The following is an 18,639-nucleotide window of genomic DNA, read 5'->3' as shown; positions in this document are numbered from 1 at the left end:
CCCATCCAAAGGAGCCCTCATGAACCCACCTAGCCACCATTTCGTCCTGGCACTTGTTTGCATCACCCTGTGTCTGTTTATTCTGCTTCCTTTGCCTGCCTCTGCAGCCAAGTCTGAACTTGCCAGACAACATGAAATGACAGCCTTTGGCCCGCTACAAAGCGATGTTGACGGGATGCAGCCGGGATGGAACCTGGGAAATTCTCTGGATACGGTCGGACCTGATGAAACGTATTGGGGCAACCCGCGAGTTACCCGGGAACTGATACAGCAGATCGCTGCTCAGGGATACCGAAGTATTCGCATTCCCGTCACATGGGATGGGCATATTAGGGACGCACCAGACTACACTGTTGATCCAGCCTACATGGCTCGTGTTCAGGAGGTTGTCCAATGGGCGCTGGATGCCAACCTCTATGTCGTCGTGAACGTTCACCATGATTCCTATCTCTGGATCAGCCAACTGGAGAATAACCACGATCAGGTGCTTTCCCGTTATAAAGCAGTATGGACTCACATTGCCAAGCAGTTCAAAGATGAACCGCGTAAGCTGATGTTCGAGAGTGTTAACGAACCGCGCTTTAACCGCGGAGCAACAAATGCCGGAGATATGGGCTCGGGCAGCAATATTGATGAGGCACGGCAGTTGGAGCTTTTGCATGAATTGAACACTGCATTTGTTAAGTTGGTACGGGAAACAGGTGGAAATAACGCCGAGCGTCCGTTGGTCCTGCCTACGCTGGAAAGTTCACCAAAACAGGTGAGACTCGACAGTTTGCAACAGACGATAGTGGGGCTGAAGGATCACAATCTGATTGCTACGGTGCATTATTACGGATATTGGCCGTTCAGCGTCAACATTGCAGGGCATACCACCTTCGATACGGATACGAAAAATGATGCGGCCAGCACGTTCAATAATGTGTACAACACACTGGTTGTTCAGGGCATTCCGGTTATTCTGGGCGAATACGGCCTGCTCGGTTTTGACAAACATACGGATGTCATCGAACAGGGAGAGAAGCTGAAATATTTTGAATTCATCGGTCATCAGTTAAAAGAAAAAAAGATCACGTCCATGTTATGGGACAACGGTCAGCATCTGAATCGACAAACATTCCAGTGGGCTGACCCGGATTTATTTCAGATGATCCAAGCTTCCTGGACAGGACGTTCTGCCGTAGGAGAAAGCGATCTGCTCTATTTCAGACAAGGTTCGCCTGTGGGAGACAGACCATTGACGATCAAGTTAAACGGAAACAAGCTGGTTGCCCTGTATGCGGGTGAGGAGATGCTGAAAGCTGGCACGGATTATTCGTTCAGTGGCAACACGTTAACCGTCAAATCCACTGCGTTATCCCGGATGATCAGCTCAACTCAGAAGCTTGGGAACAATGGGATACTCACAGCGAAGTTCAATCAGGGTGCAAAATGGAAATGGAATGTGATTGTGTCCACGGAGCCCGAGTTGGGCGACGCAACAGGTATAGTAGACTCCTTCTCCATTCCCACCCAGTTTCAAGGTGATCAGCTTGCCACGATGGAGGCTGTGTATACATCCGGTGAGAACACAGCGCCACAGGACTGGACACCGTATAAGGAATTCTTGACCACATTTGCTCCTTCTTATGAAACGAATGAAATTAAGCTACAGCCCGATTGGCTCAAAGAACTGCACGCTGGACAGATCGAGCTGACATTTCACTTCTGGAGTGGTGAGCTCATTCGCTACACTCTGATTAAGAACGGAAATCAGGTGACTGGCGAGGTACGAAATTGAGCCTGTTCGCGGGTTAGGATTGTACGACCCGTTGATTGCAATGGGCTCTGCTGGATGCAGCAGCGTGACCTACACAGTATTGAAGATTGTTCAAATAGAGACGCTGCCAGTGGGGTATTTCAGCTGGCAGCGTCTTTGAGTTTGGTAGGTTTGGTATGGTTAAGCCTGTGCCTTTTGCGGCTTGCCACTCTTCGAACGGGGCCGAAGCATACCCCCTACAATCCTCAGCATTTGTCTGCGCGGCATAAGGCGGGCGAACTGGGCCGTCCAATAATTGGAGGCACCTGGCACAGCATACGGCTTGCCTGACTCCAACGCCCTCATCGCCACTTCCACAACATGCTCAGGCGTATCCCGTTTGCCTACCGAGGCCTCTTCGGCTCCTACTACGTCAAAGAATGAGGTATCGGTTGAGCCAGGGCATAGAGCCAAAAACTTAACGCCTCGTTTCCGGTTCTCTTCATACAACGCCTCTGTAAAAGAAAGAACGAAAGATTTCGTAGCCCCATATACAGCCATGTATGGATCAGGTTGAAAAGCAGCTGTTGAAGAAACATTGATGACGGTACCGTTCCGTTTTTGCAGCATACCTGGCAGGAAAAGATGGGTCATATTCATGACTGCGAGTACATTCAGCATAATCTCTTCCTGCTGCCGTGCACCATCCACCTGCTCAAACATTCCATGCGTGGCAAATCCCGCATTGTTGATTAATACATTAACCTGTATGCCCCGATTCATACATTCCTCATAAACGTGTTGTGGTGCATCCGCCTGGGATAGATCCGCTACGATCACTTCCGTCTTCACTTGATAGGTTCGCTCAATCCGTTCTGCCAATTGACGCAATTTGGACTCCGATCGGGCCACCAAGACCACATGTTTTCCTTTTGACGCCATCTCCAATGCAAAAGTCTGCCCAATTCCTGAAGAAGCCCCCGTAATGAGTACCCATTGATTTTGAACCTGCTTCATATCTCATCCACCTTTTCAGAACACTCGTTTTTTATTGGAAACACTGTTTCCTAATGAAATCATCGTACTCTCTTGTCTTCGTACTGTCAACTTCTTTTGATCATTTGACGATTTCCAGCGTAAAACAGTAGAATGACGATAAGAAACACGGTTACCGTTAAACAACAATATGGATGTATGAGGATGAGATAGATGAAAGATCACAATTCGGGTTCCAAAAAATCCGCTCACACGGTCACTACCTTTCAGGAAGCCAGACTCCAGCACTCCGAAAACCTGCGCCAAAATATTGTGCATGCCGCCGCATCCTTGCTGCAAGAGCACGGCCCCGAAGCCGTTACAGTTCGGCGCGTGGCAGAACGAATGGAGTGCTCCACCAAAATCATATATAACCTCTTCGGCAAGAAAGAAGGGTTAGCTAAATATCTATATATGGAGGGGTGCTCCCTCCTATCCCAATCGTTTGAATCCGTGCCGCAGCAAGCATCATTCGAGAATTATTTTCGCGATCTCGCATATGCCTACTGGGATTTCGGAATTACACAATCCAGCTTCTATCAGCTGATGTTTGGCGGTTCTTTTGCAGAATTCAAACCAGATGCAGAGAGTCTGCAAGGAACAGCAACTGCACTCAAACAAATTACGTCCCTGGTTGCGGTCTCAATTGAGCAGGGAATGCTTAAGGAGAACGATCTCTTGCTTGCAGTTCGTATGATCTGGGCCCCTCTGCATGGCGTCATCCACCTGTACCTGGGAGGCCATATTGAGAGTGAAGAGGCCGCGAAACGGCTATATGATCATACGTTGTCCATGGTTATTCTTTCTCTTGTTGGAGTATCCTCCAAGGGCTAAGCCATGAATGGATAAGGAAACGAAAGAAGGAGCAGGCACTTCATCGCTCGGATGAAGGACCTGCTCCTTTTTATCATTATATATACGGGATTACTATCGCTAATTAACGTGCGGTTTCGTTTTCAGCTTCCCAACGCGAGATTTCAGCACGGACTTTGGGAGCCACTTCTTTGCCGAGCAGTTCAATAGCTCTCATTACCTCCTCATGCGGCATCGTGCCGAGGGGAGTGTGTAACATGAAGCGTGTAATACCAACTTCTTTACGTAGATAGATAATCTTTTGAGCAACGGTATCCACATCACCGACATACAGCGCGCCTTCCAGACTACGTGCCGCGTCAAAGGTTGCACGGCTATAGTGTCCCCAGCCGCGTTCACGGCCCAACATATTCATTACTGCCTGAGCTGGAGGGAAGAATTTCTCCACAGCTTCATCTGTTGTATCCGCAATGAAGCCATGAGAGTGAGAAGCAACGGTCAGTTTGGAAGCGTCGTGACCTGCATGTGCAGCTGCTTTTTTGTACAACTCCACCAGTGGTGCGAATTGAACAGGACGACCACCAATAATGGCGAGAACAAGCGGTAATCCAAGCAGACCCGCGCGGACAACCGATTCCTGGTTACCGCCACTCCCGATCCATACAGGCAGCTTCTCTTGTACCGGACGCGGGTAGATGCCTAGATTATTAAAGGAAGGGCGGTGTTTGCCTTCCCAGGTTACTTTTTCCGAATCACGCAGTTTTAAGAGGAGCTCCAATTTTTCATCAAACAACTCATCATAGTCGTTCAGATCATAACCGAACAATGGGAATGATTCGATGAATGATCCCCGCCCTGCCATAATCTCTGCACGCCCATTCGAAATGCCGTCCAGCGTTGCAAAATCCTGAAAAACCCGTACCGGATCAGCCGAAGATAGCACCGTTACAGCGCTGGTTAGGCGAATGCGTTTGGTCTGTGAAGCTGCGGCAGCCAGAATAACAGCTGGTGATGAAGCGGCATAGTCGGCACGGTGATGTTCTCCCACGCCGTATACATCCAGCCCCACCTGATCTGCCAAAACAATCTCTTCAACGACATCGCGAATACGCTGCGCATGACTTATAAGTTCTCCTGTGTTTACATCTGGGTTCGTCTCCACAAATGTACTGATTCCGATTTCCATTGTCTATTCCTCCCTGGTATGAAGCGATCCGTCGTTCATCTAACCTATTGTAAGTAGATCACCTTTTGTTATTTATCTTAATATTGAACTATTTTGAGGAAAAATACAAGTGCCCCCTGTTCTCCAGAGGGCACTTTCGTGAAATATTCTTCTCAAAATCCAATGATTTCATGATTATTTCTTTTTCCCAATGTACAGCAGATGAGACGAGATTCCCAGTATTGACGGGTCTTTGGCCGCCTCAATCATGTACTGGATCAACTCATCGTATTCTCCGCGTTCTTTCCAGTATTGCTGCTGCTCTTCTGTGAGCATGGCTCTCAGACTGGACGATCCAATCAGGTCTACCGTTTCGAATCCGTGCTGCTCCATAAACGGGTTAATATCCTGAATGTTGAAATAGTACGCCCCTGTAAACCGTCCTTGATCCAGATGATCGAATGTCCCCTTTTCCACAAAAGACCGGATAGCTTCCATGTGGTCATGTGGTTTCCATTGCTGCGGGAATTGCAAAGAGGTAATGCCCATTCGCATACGGCTCTGCATCGCTACAAACACAGTTCCCCCACGCTTGGTGACCCGATGCAGCTCCCGTACCGCAGCCACTCGCTCTTCTTCCGTCTGCAAATGATACAACGGCCCCAGCATCAGAGATGCATCATATGTCTCATCTGCAATACCGTTCAGATGGGTCGCATCCAACACATGAAATCCGTCAAACTGCTGTGTCAAATCCAATTCCTTTGCCTTCTGCCGAGCCATATCGACAGATGCAGGGGTCAGGTCTGACAGCGTGACATGGTATCCGAGTTTGGCAAGCTCCATCGCATATTTGCCTGGTCCGGCGCCATTGTCCAGCACAAGTCCAGTTGCCGGAAGTGACTCTCGGACATAATGCATATTAATGATGAACTCCAATGGTTCACGGTCCAGCCTTCCCCACTCGTCAAATCTGGAATAATACTCAATCACACGTGATCTTTCCATGATTCTGCACCTGCCTTTTCTCAACATTAAGGGCATATAAAAAAACAAAAACCTGCCACCTCAACTAAGAGGCGACAGGTCTGACCTTCGCGGTACCACTCTTCTTGATCCATGAACAGGATTGGAAACATCATACTCCAACCTATCCTGCCATAACATCTCAGGACCTGATGACGGAGGTTAACCGTCAGGATCTACATGAAGTCAGCGTATAGCATCATTTTCAACATCCAGCCCTTTCGTGTGCTGAACAATGACGATATTCACGTAACTACGGTTCGATTCTGCTGCTCACAGGTGAGTTGGGGAAAGGTTGGACTGCCTTGCACCGAAGCGACAGTTCTCTGGACCAAACCTTGTGCCTTAATACTCCTGATCATTGCGTTTGACTGTTAAATTTTATCCAGTATAGTACTTCTAAATATTTCCTGTCAATTCTTATTTTCCAGTTGCACAGCTACTTCACGTTCCGGTTCTTCTGTGCTGTACATCCACGGATATACGATTGCTGAATCCGATGTGTAATTATTATACCGATCAATACCCAGGTTTTTTCCGTCACCGGCAAATTGAGTTTTGGCAGGAGTACCATAACTTCGTTTGCCCTTCTGGATCGTATAGGTCTGATTAATTCCACCAAAATGTAGATCATCACTATATCTCTCCACGTACAAATCACCGTCTTTACGGTAATATGTCCAATGGATTATAGAACCGCCCAGATTTGAATCAAGGTACTGTGGTTTCTCCCCAATCTCGGATAACATAATCGGCTCAAATTCACCCTGAAAATAGTTGACTTTATGGCGAGCGTACAAGGTCATTGGTGTATCTTGGTTGATTTCTAGACCAGAGGTCACTTCGAAGCGCAGTTCCGCTTCATGTGCCGGATCGTCCGACGGCCATACCCCTCCAATTAACTGGCTGCCATTTACATCAAGTGTGTATTGCAAATATGGTAATTGCATGAAATATTCGCTATGAGTAACGATCAGCCTGATTTGGGTGGGTGTAATTATGGCTTCCTTGATGACTGCTCCATCCGACTGCTGATCCAGAGGTATATTTAGCACTCTTTTACTCGTACCACTAAGCATCTCTGTTTTATCCAGACGTATACCAATATCCAGTGATTGCTCCATTTTGCCTTCTTCTTTACTGTAAGCCAGTACATAACTTGCTGCTTGTTGCTTCAACTTCTCCAAGTTATAGAACTGTTCCGATATATATTCACCATGTTCTCCCGGCTTTCCATATATGCCCGCTGCATTCCCTTCCAAAATCTGTCCTTTCTGATCGTATATCTTTAAATACGGAAAGGCATAGTCACGAACCTCCGGTTGATCAAAGGTTAATGATGTAGACAACATCATCTTATCTTCCTTTTCATTGAATGCGCTCACTACAAGTTCACCCAAACCATCCTTATTAATATTGAACACCTGTGATTGTTGCTGAAAAGGATTTAGGGTAATTTCCTTTTCTTCCGGAACTAATATTTGGATTCCACCTACAGTGAAGTCGACATTCGCTTCTTTTCCTGATGGTGTCCACTCCGTCTCAAAGTACCCTTTAAACTTTCCATTGGTCTGATCAGGAACATGGTAGTATCTTCCTTCGATTAGCTTACCACTCTCATCCCGCAGGCCAATAGAAGGGAATTGTAATGTATCACCTCCGTACTTACCAGGGTCCAATGTATACAAAATAACCGTGCGATTATCATCGGAAAAGGCTGTATCCAGTGTTAAAGTCACACCGTTGACCGTTACGGACTGATTCAGTTTCTGTCCAAGATCCTTTTGCATGGCATTCTGGATACCACTACGGTCATTTAAAATTTCACCCCAATTATAATGGACTGCTGCATATACTGGCGTCGCCATGAGAATAACTGCAGCGGTTCCTATCAGTGCAGTCTTTTTCCATTTGATCTGTTGCGGCAGATGTTCTTTATTCTCTGATACATGAAGCTCTGGGCAACGCTCCTGATCCTGTTGAATCTGATTCCACATGGCATCGAAATCGGGATAGCGAATATCTGCATTATTTTTCAGATGACGAGACAACAGATTTTCCGTATGCTTCACTATACATTTCCCCTTTCTGATGTTGCTTTCTGGCTTGATCCCATTTTTTCCTAAGCAATCGAATTCCCTTATATACTCTGGACTTCACCGTTCCCAGTGGCACTTCCAGAATCTCTGCAGTTTCGGATAAACTTAATTCGTTCATATAACGCAGCAGAATCGCTGAACGTATCTTTTCAGGTAGCTCATGAACCCATTGTGCCCAGACCTCGGACTCCTCCACATGTTCGATCAACGTATCAACCGGATCAGCAGTTCGTTGAGGGGTGAGAATAAACTGCCTTTTCTCCCGCTGCTTGGCTGTGCGTTCCCTCTTCAGAAAGTTAAGACAATGATTCACCGTAATTCTCATCAGCCATGTCTTCATGTATTCAACCTTCTGCCAATCCTGACGAAATACCGTAATAAAAACATCGTGGCATACATCTTCGGCATCCTGAGCATGATGGAGCATGTAATAACAAGTTCGGTACACATCCTTGTTGTATATCTCAAACAATTCCTTTTCGTTCAAAAGCTTTCCCTCCTTTCTCTGCATCAGCCTTCTCAAATCTATAGACAAAGCCGATCCTTCAAAGGTTCATTCTTACCCTTTCTCCACACAACAAAAAAGAACCTTCACTTCCACAGCATTGCAGAAATGAACGTTCTTTATGGTTTAAGACAAGGCCAATAACATGGCAATCCAGCGTGCCAAAAGGAGATGCTAGATTTTTTTCACAAACTCGGACTTCAGCTTCATCGCGCCCAGGCTGTCGATTTTGCAGTCGATGTCATGGTCACCGTCAATCAGACGAATGTTTTTGACTTTGGTGCCCTGCTTAACTACCAACGAGCTGCCTTTCACCTTCAAATCCTTAATGACCGTAACGGTATCGCCATCATTCAGGACATTACCATTCGAATCACGTACTACTTTAGTTTCTTCCGCATTCTCTTGTTCAGACGCTAGCGCCCATTCGTGCGCACATTCTGGACACACCAACAAATTACCGTCCTCGTACGTGTATTCGGAATTACATTTGGGGCAATTAGGCAAATTAGACATATGTATTAAACTCTCCATTCATTTTGTGGCTTCCTCGCAAGTATACGGGAATGCAATCTATTGTTCCACATAGGCTACGGTGGTTAATTGATTTAAACTAAATTTAAGATTGCCCCACCCCCTGATTTAAGGAAGGTTCCTTATACTGAAGCAATAAAAGAAAAATGGTGGAGCATCACAACGAAATACTATTCTTAAAAGTCGTGTCTTACACGAAATGCTGATATATATCCTATAAAAGGAGTTTCTGCTCATGTCACCCTATGTTTTTCCTGTCCAAACGGCTTTCTTTATTTTTGTCCTGATCGCCATGTTTCTGCTGGTTCCTTGGTTGATCTACGGATATCGGAAAGATGGATTTTTTAGCTGGTCGCGGTTTGGGGTCAGCTTCTCATTTATTTTCTACCTACTGGCTGCGTACTGTCTGGTTATTCTTCCTTTCCCGACCACTCGTAATACATGTGCACAGCAAGCAGCGGATACCGTATATTACAACCTTGTTCCGTTCACCTTTATAAAAGATATTATGAAAGAAACACCAATCATCTGGTCTCAACCCGCCAGCTATATGGGAATGATTCAGGGCAGGGCTTTTCTGCAGGTTCTGTTCAACGTAATGCTTCTCATGCCACTTGGCGTGTATATCCGTTATTTTTGGCAAAAGAGATCGTACTGGAAACAGGCTTTGTTAAGCGGATTCGGCTTATCCCTGTTCTTTGAGATTACCCAGATCACCGGCTTCTACGGTTTTTATGATTGCCCGTACCGGCTGTTTGACGTGGATGACCTGTTACTGAATACTTCAGGAACGATACTGGGATTTTTCGCCGCTCCCATCTTGCTTGCCTTATTCCCGTCTCGAGCAAGTATTCAGGCGAAGAGCGAGCAGATTCTGGAACAAAACAAGGTCTATCCTGTGCCTCAATTACTGGCACTTATCATTGACGGTGTAGTTGTTGTATTCCTGTCCAATCTGATGTCCATATTTAATTGGAGTAATACAAATGTGATCGTCAGTGCGCTAAATACGGTGATCGCCATGCTGTTTGTATTTTTCTTTATTCCATCCTTGCGAGATGGCAAGACTCCAGGGTCTGCCCTCATGCGGTTCAGATATATTAACCGGGAAACTGGCGAGCCTTCAAGCGCATCCCTGTTCAAAAGGTTGCTGGCACTTTATGCCCCTTGGATCTTGGTCACCGTAGCTCAATTCATAACTGATTATGCCTTTCTGAACGAAAATGTGATGCTCGAACCTTATAAGGTGTGGATCTCTGTCGGAATTTTTGGTCTGCATATGCTTATTCTCTTGGTGTTGTTCGTTCATGTCATGCTGGTGCTGTTCTCCCGGGGCAAGCGAGCGTTTTACTGTGACGATGTATCCAAGACAAGAGCTTCCCGAAAATAAATTCTGGGCTCATTCCACTCACAGCACATAGGTTCAGGTTAAAGATATTACCGTAGCGTTTGCCATTAAAGTCGACAAGTTCAATCCATCGTAAAAAAAGGTGTGCCTCGTCAGCCAATGACGAGACACACCTTTTGTCTATGTTGAGATGAAGTTCAGAGGTCGCCGAACTATAGCCCCAGCAGCTCACGTTTGGAAGCTTCCGGATCATGGACCAACTCCAATTCATGATTAAAAATCAGCGTAGCGCGATTATCTTCGTAGGCAGGCCAATCAACTCCCGATGTCTCAGGCTTGCCCTGCTTGGCAAACGAAATCCATGCATCCTGCACTTTACCTGCAAGTTTTACCGCGGCAGCATCCGGTTCGGCATTCATAAACTTCAATACAGGTAACGTATTAAAAGCAAAGAAGATATCGATGCTATGGATTGATTTATGCAGCAGTGGGTGCTCCGGCATCACCCAATCAAACCGATACATCCATACAGGTGCATGTTTCTGCTGAGCAGCCGCATATTGCACAGCCGAGCGCCAGAAGAACAGATCCGTCATCACCTGGGCCTGGCCATCTGCAGTTTTGGGATAATTGTCCGCAATGGCAGCCCGATTCTCCAGATCAGGTGTCATAAAATCAACAGCCTTCACCATGTTGATCTCTTCGGAGTAAGGCACCTGAGGCTGAATGAACAACGAGCCTTCATGCAAAGTAGTTCCAATCAGTACAGGGATATCCTGTGCGGCTCCCTCTTCTACCGCCTGAAGAGGCGACTTCGGAAGTGTAACTCCATCCAGTACGGGCTGGAACAACAGGGCCATCCCTGCACCGCTTTGTTGTTTGACCGTCTCGCCAGCAGCGATGATTTGCTCCACTGGAATGGATTTGAGTTTATGCAGGTCATCCGGTGTTACACCCAGAACCTTCAGCATGCCATCACGAATGACTGAAGCCTGCTCTGCTGGCATGACTTGTGAGGCTCCACTTTGCATAATGGCGCGTTGGAATAACCCTTTGGCTGCTGGCATCGCCATCAAAGCCGCAATACTCATGCTGCCCGCAGATTCTCCGAATACAGTGACGTTATGCGAATCACCGCCAAAAGCTTCGATGTTGTCCTGTACCCATTGCAGCGCAGCAATCTGATCCAGTAAACCCACATTAGATGCAAAACCATCTCCAAGCGGAGCCAAATGCAAGAACCCTAGCGGCCCCAGGCGATAGTTGATCGTCACGACGATAACGTCTCCCCGGAGGACAAGTTGTGTTCCATCGTACATGGGCTGGCTGCCAGCGCCTGAAACGAAAGATCCGCCATGAATCCATACCATTACGGGAAGTGGATCATGGCTTTCTTTTTCGGGTGCCCAGATATTCAGGTAAAGGCTATCTTCCGATTCCACCGGAGGCTGTCCAGATAGGCCCTCGGCTTGAGGATTTCTTGGCTGTATATTTTCAGGACCGAATTGTTTCGCCTCCCGAACTCCGTCCCACGACTCGGGTGGGATTGGAGCCTGAAAGCGTAATTCACCCACGGGTGGTGTAGCATAAGGAATGCCTTTCCATACACTCGCTCCATGCAGAAGCTCTCCTTGAACCGTGCCATATCTTGTGTTTACTTGAAGTTCCCTCATGCGCACATACATCCTCTCTACTGATCGATAGTTCCAGTTTACGACTGGTATTGTTCAGATCTGGGTGTAACTTTGAGCTGATGAAATTCTGTCTCAAGGTTTATTAAATAACGTACACGAAGAATAATTTTGTATTGCTTCAACGCCCTTTCGTACGTACTGGCAGGCGCGTTTCCACTTATCTGAGTATAGATCTCCGCGATACCCATTTACAAGTTTGTCCAGATTCAAGTACCACTGCTACGTTTCACGTGGAACTTTTACAGCAATAATAAAGACTCCGCTTCATTTAACGAGCGAAGTCTTCTATTGCTGTCCTGCATATTCCATCAAATCACCCGATGTATGGATCAATTACCGCCGTTTACTTTTACCGGATAAGGAACCGTATATTCTGCGCCTTCAATCCAGCTCCCGGTTATATGATTACGTCCCTTAACGACAACCCGATCACGGTATACATCCACATGCAGACTCTCACTTCCCTCCAGATGCTCATCCTCATCCGTCCAGAGATAAGCTACAGAGGAAGCATTAAACATCGTTGGCAGCTGTCCGCCACCTTCGTACATGGTACGCTGAGCCTCTAATTGCCAATGGGTGTGCCCAGAGAAGAGGATGACCTGCGGATAACGACTTAGCACAGCCTTTAATGCTGCGTCCTGACTCACGCCATACCAACCCTGTTCCTTCATGGAACCCGCGACTGTATCCATCAGTGGTTGATGGAGAAAGACAAAAATCGGCTGCTCCGGCAATGCTTGCTCCGACAGTTTCGATTCCAGCCATTGCAGTTGATCGGCAGACATATCACAATCTTTTGGATGAGGCTGCTCCGTACCCAAGAAGATATAATGATACCCGTCGATCCAGTGGTCATGATACGATCCGTTCATACCTGTGATTGCTGTAAAATCACTCAGCCGCTTCTGCCATAACTCTTCAATTGAGACGGAATTCTGGGGTTTTTCAATACCATGAGCCTCGACCTGGCCCATATCCCCTGAATGCCCCAACACCTGACCCACCTCGTGCTGGGTCATTGTGGTCAAGTTCAGCGGCGGATCTCCCCATAGAATGGCTCCAATATCATGATTGCCTACAGTGTAACGGATTTGAGGCAGTGATTCGCCGTGAGCTTCCAATATACGCTGCAACTCTTGGTATTCTTGCGGCAGTCCACGATCGGTCACATCGCCCACATGCATAATTCCGCTGCTGCCATGGCTATACGTTGCGATGTCTTCCAGCGCTTTCTCCAGATGACGGTTATGGATATGATCAGCCTGCTCTCTCACATGAGTATCTGTGATGACCTGGAAGCTGATTATCGGTTGTTCGTATTTATTTTCATTATCCATCAGGAATCACTCCATTTCAGTCCAATAATACCAATCAGAATAAAGCCCATCCAGACGATCGACATCGCCTTCAGACGTTCACCCAGAAAGTAATGTCCCACGATCCCAATCAATGTAATGCCTACACCCGACCAGATGGCATAAGCAACACCCAGCGGCATATACTTCACAGCAAAATTCAACAGGGTAAAGCTCGCTCCATAACAAGCAAACATAAGAATGGAAGGCCATACGCGGGTAAAACCATCCGAGACCCTCATCAGAATCGTACCGCTCAGCTCCAATCCAATCGCTAGGGCAAGTAGTATCCATCCCGTATACGAATGGTTCGTCATCGGTTTACCTCGACTTCCAGCAATTCATCAAACGAACGAACCGTAAGATCCGCGAGCTTGATATGAGCAGGTTCGCCGACAGCAATCTTCCAGGCAGCCCCGGCAGCACGAGCCATCTCCATATCACCATCCGTATCGCCGATCACGACAACTCTTGCAGTAGGTACACCCAGACGCTCACACGCCAGCAGCAACATGTCAGGAAACGGTTTTCCCCGTCCAACCTGATCCGTTCCTACAACTACGGTGAAAAAAGATTCAATCCCCATCCACTTCAAATGACTTAGGGCATTTTCTGTCTCATCCGCTGTGACGACACCCATTTTCAGTCCTTTGCTGCGACAGTGCTCAAGAAAGGCAAGAACGCCTGGGAGGGGCTGAGCAGGGCGCTCCTTATTCATTGCGTATTCTGCCTGCAGCAAACATTCCCTCACAATAATTTTCGCTTCCGCCCAGCTTAATCCTGCACGATAGCCATGCCAAGTTAATACGGCGTAGACTTCCTCCATCGTTCCCATGGCAAGGGGTCCTCGCACATCATAACCGTTCATTCGTCCCTGCTCATCATGGAATGTTCCCCATATATGAGGAATCTCTACTGCATTGAACTGAAGGCCACGGGCAGCAAGCTCTTCCCGGAAGTTCTCCATCACGCAATCGGTCCAGAAGCCCCACATGGCTGTAAAATCAAGCAATGTCCCATCCTTGTCAAATAAAATAGCCTCAATTGGGGTAGAAAGGCTCCCAAGCGTTAATTCGGGCATTGGTTACGCTCCTTATCTGCTGAATTACTAAGTCAGAAAAGCGGCACATGACTGCACCGCTCCTCTAAGTTAAACTTGTTTCCCTTGTTATTTCACGCGATCCAATTCTTTTTGAGCCTTTTCTTTGGCTTCCTTCAGCGCTTGTGCCGCTGGAATGTTATTAATCTGTACCTGATCTGCCGCATCCTTCAGTGCATCATTGATTTTGCCTCCGGTCGGGTCCTGGAACGGAGCCGAAGCATGGGAAGCCTGCTGCAGTGGAACCTTGATTTGCGGGTTCTCTTCACTGAACGTTTTGAAAGCAGGATCTTCTTGAGCAGATTGACGAACTGCAATGTAACCTGTATTCATGGACCAAGCTGCTGTATTCACTGTTTCCGAGAAATACGTCAGCCATTTATAAGCTGCTTGTTGCTGTTCTGGACTCGCTTCGGCCGGGATACCTGCCATGATCGCACTCGCTACAGGTTTGCCTTGGCCTACACCTTCCCAGCCCGGTTGTTCCATGGCTGCAACGATGCTGAAATCGAGATCTCCCTGGTCACCGCTGGAACCGGTGTATCCAGCTGCTTTATTTTTCATGACATCATCAATGGTTTTGTACCAGTACTCCCAGCCTTGGCCGCCAAAATGAATACCCATGGTCTTGTCCTCATTAATCCACTTGCGGAACAGCTCCCACGTCTCTACCCATTCCGGTGAATCAATCGTTACGGTCTTGCCGTCATCACTCAGAATCTTCCCGCCTTTGCCCAGCACGGCGTCGATCATGTTATCGCTACCCCACATCGGCTCCCAGCCGTAGAAGGTTGTCTTGCCATTCTCCTGCTTGCTCATCTTCGCTGCCGCTTCAGCAAGTGCCTCCCATGTGGTCAGAGTGGCAGGATCGATATTATTATCTTTCAGCGCATCCATACGGTAATACATAATCTGAGTTGTTCCGTACATCGGTAAGAAATATTGCTTGCCGTCTACTTTTCCCTGCTCCAGGAAGGTTTGCACGTAATCTTCCTTGTTAAAGCTCTGATCGGCGGCGATCAGCTCATCCAGAGGTGCATAGTAGCCTTTGCGCGCCCAGTCGATATTGGAGCTTAGTACAGCGGCGGGTACTTTTTTCGAGGCAATGGCAGCCTGCAGTTTCTGTTCGGTCTCCGTGTAATCGGCTTGTACAATCCCTTTCACAACAACTTCGTTCTGGGATGCATTGAAGGCGTCAATCGTCTTCTTCATGTTATCTCCCAGGTTACCACCCAGACCATACCAGAACTCAATCTCGACCGGACTACTTGATGCAGAATCAGCTCCATTCGCAGCTACTGCATCTGAACCCGTGCCCGTGCCGCTATCGGCAGAGGAACCACACGCGGTGATCAGGGCAAAACTCGCAGCCAGTACCAGCGACATGCCCCCTCTCCACCTGAGCTTTAATTTGTTACGCCATTTCATACTCGCTTGACCCAATTTCATTTTGATTCCTCCTATATAAAGTATGTTGTGAAAATCAGTTCTTGTTCACGCCGGCAGTAATATTCACACTCTGCATGATCGTTTTCTGGGTAAACAGGAAAAGGATAAGCAGCGGTGCGATGGTAAAAGCACTGGCAGCCATGATCTGCGGCCATGCCAGACCGTAGGCTCCACCTTCCACGAAAAAGCTGCGCAGACCTGCGGATACCAGTTGCAGATTGGGGTCTTTGGTAATGAGCATCGGCCAGAAATAGTTGTTGTACTGGTCAATGAATGTAATCAACACCATCACGGCAAACGACGAACGAACCAGCGGCGTCATAATGGTCCACAGAATGCGGAAGTGCGACGCTCCATCCAACTGGCCGGCTTCCACCAATTCGTGGGATACCTGCATGAACGCCTGACGGATCAGGAAGATAGAGAACACACTGACACAGTTGGACACAATCAGTCCGGTATAGGAATCCAGTAATTTAAGTTCGCTGAGCACCAAATAACTGGGCAAATAAACGGCGGTACTCGGAATCATGTAGCCTACCAGAATCAGTCCGGTGAGTACCCCTTTTATACGAAAACGCATATGGGTGAGTGCATAGGCCATCATGCTGGAGTTAATGACCTGGATCAGACAGATCGCTGCCGCTACCCCTGTACTGTTCAGAATGTAACGGGCAAATGGAGCAGACTGCCACGCATTCACATAATTGTTCCAGCGGAACGTTTCGGGCCAGAAGGTTGGCGGGAACTGCCAGATCTCGTCATTCGTTTTGAAACCGCTAATGACCATCCAGTAGAACGGAAATGCCATCGCCAGACTCACCAGAGCAAGCAGCAGATAGCGAAGTGCGGTAGCAAATCCTTTTCCTGCACGAGGGACCTTCCGTTTCTGCACTTCCTCACGACGATTATCTTTTCTTGTTTGGTTGCTTAGAGTGGTCATGTTCATCAATAGTGCACCAGGCGTCGGCCGAGCAGGAAAGATACTCCTGACAGCAGAACGCAGATCAGAATAATAACGACGGCGATGGAAGAAGCCTCGCCCACATTGAAGGACTCAAATGCAGATTGATAATACATGTAAAGCAGTGTTCTTGTTGATCCCGCTGGTCCCCCTTGCGTCATCACGTTGATCTGGTCGTAAGCCTGAAGCGACTGGATCGTCAGAATGATGGACAGGAAGAACGTGGTGGGTGAAATCAACGGCAGTGTAATGCTTCGGAACTTGTCCCAGCTGCCTGCCCCATCAATCGATGCCGCTTCAAGCAGATCGGATGGCAGGTTACGCAATGCGACCAGATAAAATACCATAGACCAGCCAATCGATTTCCACAGCGTGACGATGAGCACAGCTACCAGTGCCCAGTTCTGATCTTTCAGCCAGCCGATCGGGGATATGCCGACCCAGCCAAGCAACAGGTTGGCCAGCCCCACTTCAGGTTCGAAAATCCATGACCACGCAATGGAGACTGCGACTGTCGGAGTCACCCAAGGGGAGAACAGCAGCGTCCGGAACAAGCCGGAGGACTTAATCTTGCTGTTCATGAGCATGGCCAGCGCCAATCCACCCACAATCGTAGGCACTACACTTCCAAGACCGAACAACAGCGTAACTTTTAATGAACGGTAAAATTCAGAATTGGTTAGCAGATAGCTGTAGTTATCCAAACCGACGAATAATTTGTCAGGACTCATGAAGTCCCAATCCGTAAAACTCAGATAAACAATGTATCCCAAAGGCCCCAGCCAGAAAATGAGTAATGGGATAAGGGCAGGAAGGGTGAAGAGAACCGCTTCTGTCTCCCTCCATAATTTCACACGCAATTTGCACACTCCTAATCGTCCAAATTTTATTTAATTTCTCTAAAAATCATGTCTTCAAACTCCCTTTAATCTCTTCTGTACAAAAATGATTGTATAATACATTTGAAAAATGTAATTCCGGGTTATGTTAAAATAACGCGAGGTCATGTAAAATATGAAAAGGAAACAGGGAGTCCCATCCATATACTAGAGGTGAGATTGTGGGAAAAGAAGCTGCCGAGGACCAGAACCATTCGTCGTTGTCCTATCGGCCCGAGCTGAGGGAGAAAGTCATTGACGCCATTGCCAATACCATGGATCTGTATGGAGTCAATCATTCATTTGGTCAACTGTATGGCATTATGTATTTTGAGGATCGTCCCATGACGCTTGAAGAGATGAAAACGTCCATGAACATGAGCAAAAGTAATATGAGTTATGCTGTACGTTCGCTTACCGAATCTCAGATGATCTATAAATTGGAGGAAAAGCGGGAACGCCAGGATCAGTATCTGGCCGAAACCAACTTTTTCCGTACGTTTCAGAACTTCTTCGGGGCCAAGCTTCAACGGGAAATCGACGTGATGCAGGAAAGCCTTCGGGAGGTCATTCCGCAGTTATCGGAGATTATTCTCGCCAGAACAACTCCGCCGGAGGAACGGGAAGACGCTTTGCGGGATTTGCATAAACTTCAGCATGCGGAGCAGTATTATGAGTGGTTGCAGGGATTTGTAGATCAACTGCGGGATGGAGTTTTTTACAAAGACGCTCCACATGAAAGTGATTAAACACGCTAAGGAATCATATACGCCTTATTATGAATAGCATTCACTTCGTTCGTTAAACTAAAAAAGCCAACTCGGCGAGCAACGATGTGCTGAACTGCACCCCATTTGTTAGACACGACTAACAATGGAGGTGCAGTTTTTTTGCCTAAATTCAGTTTAGATGAGAAATTGAAAGCCATTCATAG

17 protein-coding genes are annotated in these 18,639 nt (G+C 47.3%); 4 read left to right on the top strand and 13 right to left on the bottom strand.

Annotated features, from left to right (window positions below; genetic code table 11):
• The first annotated feature begins 19 nt into the window (after nt 1-19).
• Complete coding sequence (locus CRO25_RS30280; RefSeq protein ID WP_079697542.1) at nt 20-1,780, top strand: cellulase family glycosylhydrolase; 1,761 nt, start codon at nt 20-22, stop codon at nt 1,778-1,780.
• A 159-nt stretch (nt 1,781-1,939) separates the two neighbouring features.
• Here the strand turns inward: CRO25_RS30280 and CRO25_RS30275 are convergent, their stop codons facing one another.
• Nucleotides 1,940-2,755 (bottom strand): SDR family oxidoreductase, encoded by an 816-nt coding sequence (locus tag CRO25_RS30275; protein ID WP_064641617.1) that lies wholly within the window; start codon nt 2,753-2,755, stop codon nt 1,940-1,942.
• Between the two features lie 192 nt (nt 2,756-2,947).
• Between CRO25_RS30275 and CRO25_RS30270 the strand changes: the two genes are divergently transcribed.
• Entirely contained in the window at nt 2,948-3,607 is a 660-nt protein-coding gene (locus tag CRO25_RS30270) for a TetR/AcrR family transcriptional regulator (RefSeq protein WP_079697541.1), read from the top strand.
• Between the two features lie 103 nt (nt 3,608-3,710).
• Here the strand turns inward: CRO25_RS30270 and CRO25_RS30265 are convergent, their stop codons facing one another.
• From CRO25_RS30265 to CRO25_RS30245, 5 genes are all read right to left on the bottom strand, one after another.
• Nucleotides 3,711-4,772 carry an LLM class flavin-dependent oxidoreductase gene (locus CRO25_RS30265; protein WP_079697540.1) on the bottom strand — a complete coding sequence of 354 codons (1,062 nt, stop codon included), beginning with the start codon at nt 4,770-4,772 and terminating at the stop codon, nt 3,711-3,713.
• A gap of 174 nt (nt 4,773-4,946) precedes the next feature.
• Nucleotides 4,947-5,759, bottom strand: coding sequence for a class I SAM-dependent methyltransferase (locus CRO25_RS30260; protein ID WP_079697539.1), 813 nt, complete (start codon nt 5,757-5,759; stop codon nt 4,947-4,949).
• A gap of 431 nt (nt 5,760-6,190) precedes the next feature.
• Nucleotides 6,191-7,849, bottom strand: a complete 1,659-nt coding sequence (locus CRO25_RS30255) for a DUF4179 domain-containing protein (RefSeq protein ID WP_079697538.1) — start codon at nt 7,847-7,849, stop codon at nt 6,191-6,193.
• Nucleotides 7,806-8,363 carry an RNA polymerase sigma factor gene (locus CRO25_RS30250; protein WP_063565868.1) on the bottom strand — a complete coding sequence of 186 codons (558 nt, stop codon included), beginning with the start codon at nt 8,361-8,363 and terminating at the stop codon, nt 7,806-7,808. Before CRO25_RS30250 ends, CRO25_RS30255 begins: the two co-directional genes overlap by 44 nt.
• Nucleotides 8,364-8,555: 192 nt before the next feature.
• A complete protein-coding gene (locus tag CRO25_RS30245) occupies nt 8,556-8,897 on the bottom strand; it encodes a zinc ribbon domain-containing protein YjdM (protein WP_064642005.1) in 342 nt (113 codons plus the stop codon).
• Nucleotides 8,898-9,150: 253 nt separating this feature from the next.
• Here CRO25_RS30245 and CRO25_RS30240 point away from each other — a divergent pair, with 253 nt between their 5' ends.
• Nucleotides 9,151-10,305, top strand: coding sequence for a VanZ family protein (locus CRO25_RS30240; protein ID WP_079697537.1), 1,155 nt, complete (start codon nt 9,151-9,153; stop codon nt 10,303-10,305).
• 170 nt (nt 10,306-10,475) lie between these two features.
• On the opposite strand, the gene CRO25_RS30235 is transcribed toward CRO25_RS30240, so the two are convergent.
• The 7 genes from CRO25_RS30235 to CRO25_RS30205 form a co-directional block, all read right to left on the bottom strand.
• On the bottom strand, nt 10,476-11,936 hold the full coding sequence (locus tag CRO25_RS30235; RefSeq protein ID WP_079697536.1) for a carboxylesterase/lipase family protein: 1,461 nt from the start codon (nt 11,934-11,936) through the stop codon (nt 10,476-10,478).
• 350 nt (nt 11,937-12,286) lie between these two features.
• Complete coding sequence (locus CRO25_RS30230) at nt 12,287-13,297, bottom strand: metallophosphoesterase (protein ID WP_079697535.1); 1,011 nt, start codon at nt 13,295-13,297, stop codon at nt 12,287-12,289.
• The gene (locus CRO25_RS30225; protein WP_063565864.1) at nt 13,297-13,632 is read right to left on the bottom strand and encodes a multidrug efflux SMR transporter; all 336 of its coding nucleotides are present in this window, start codon (nt 13,630-13,632) and stop codon (nt 13,297-13,299) included. Before CRO25_RS30225 ends, CRO25_RS30230 begins: the two co-directional genes overlap by 1 nt.
• Nucleotides 13,629-14,396 (bottom strand): HAD family phosphatase, encoded by a 768-nt coding sequence (locus CRO25_RS30220; RefSeq protein WP_063565863.1) that lies wholly within the window; start codon nt 14,394-14,396, stop codon nt 13,629-13,631. Before CRO25_RS30220 ends, CRO25_RS30225 begins: the two co-directional genes overlap by 4 nt.
• An 87-nt stretch (nt 14,397-14,483) precedes the next feature.
• Nucleotides 14,484-15,863 carry an ABC transporter substrate-binding protein gene (locus CRO25_RS30215; RefSeq protein WP_079697534.1) on the bottom strand — a complete coding sequence of 460 codons (1,380 nt, stop codon included), beginning with the start codon at nt 15,861-15,863 and terminating at the stop codon, nt 14,484-14,486.
• A 34-nt stretch (nt 15,864-15,897) separates the two neighbouring features.
• Nucleotides 15,898-16,812: a carbohydrate ABC transporter permease gene (locus CRO25_RS30210; protein WP_256863795.1), complete on the bottom strand. Its 915-nt coding sequence runs from the start codon at nt 16,810-16,812 to the stop codon at nt 15,898-15,900.
• Nucleotides 16,812-17,687 (bottom strand): carbohydrate ABC transporter permease, encoded by an 876-nt coding sequence (locus CRO25_RS30205; protein ID WP_063565861.1) that lies wholly within the window; start codon nt 17,685-17,687, stop codon nt 16,812-16,814. The genes CRO25_RS30210 and CRO25_RS30205 overlap by 1 nt, the downstream gene beginning before the upstream one ends.
• A 200-nt stretch (nt 17,688-17,887) precedes the next feature.
• Here CRO25_RS30205 and CRO25_RS30200 point away from each other — a divergent pair, with 200 nt between their 5' ends.
• A complete protein-coding gene (locus CRO25_RS30200; RefSeq protein ID WP_072733846.1) occupies nt 17,888-18,454 on the top strand; it encodes a GbsR/MarR family transcriptional regulator in 567 nt (188 codons plus the stop codon).
• The last annotated feature ends 185 nt before the right edge of the window (nt 18,455-18,639 follow it).

The sequence above is a fragment of the Paenibacillus sp. RU5M genome (assembly GCF_900221055.1).
GTDB lineage: Bacteria > Bacillota > Bacilli > Paenibacillales > Paenibacillaceae > Paenibacillus > Paenibacillus marchantiae.
The sequence above is the reverse complement of the archived record's forward strand: the minus strand, read 5'-3'. Positions and strand labels throughout refer to the sequence as shown.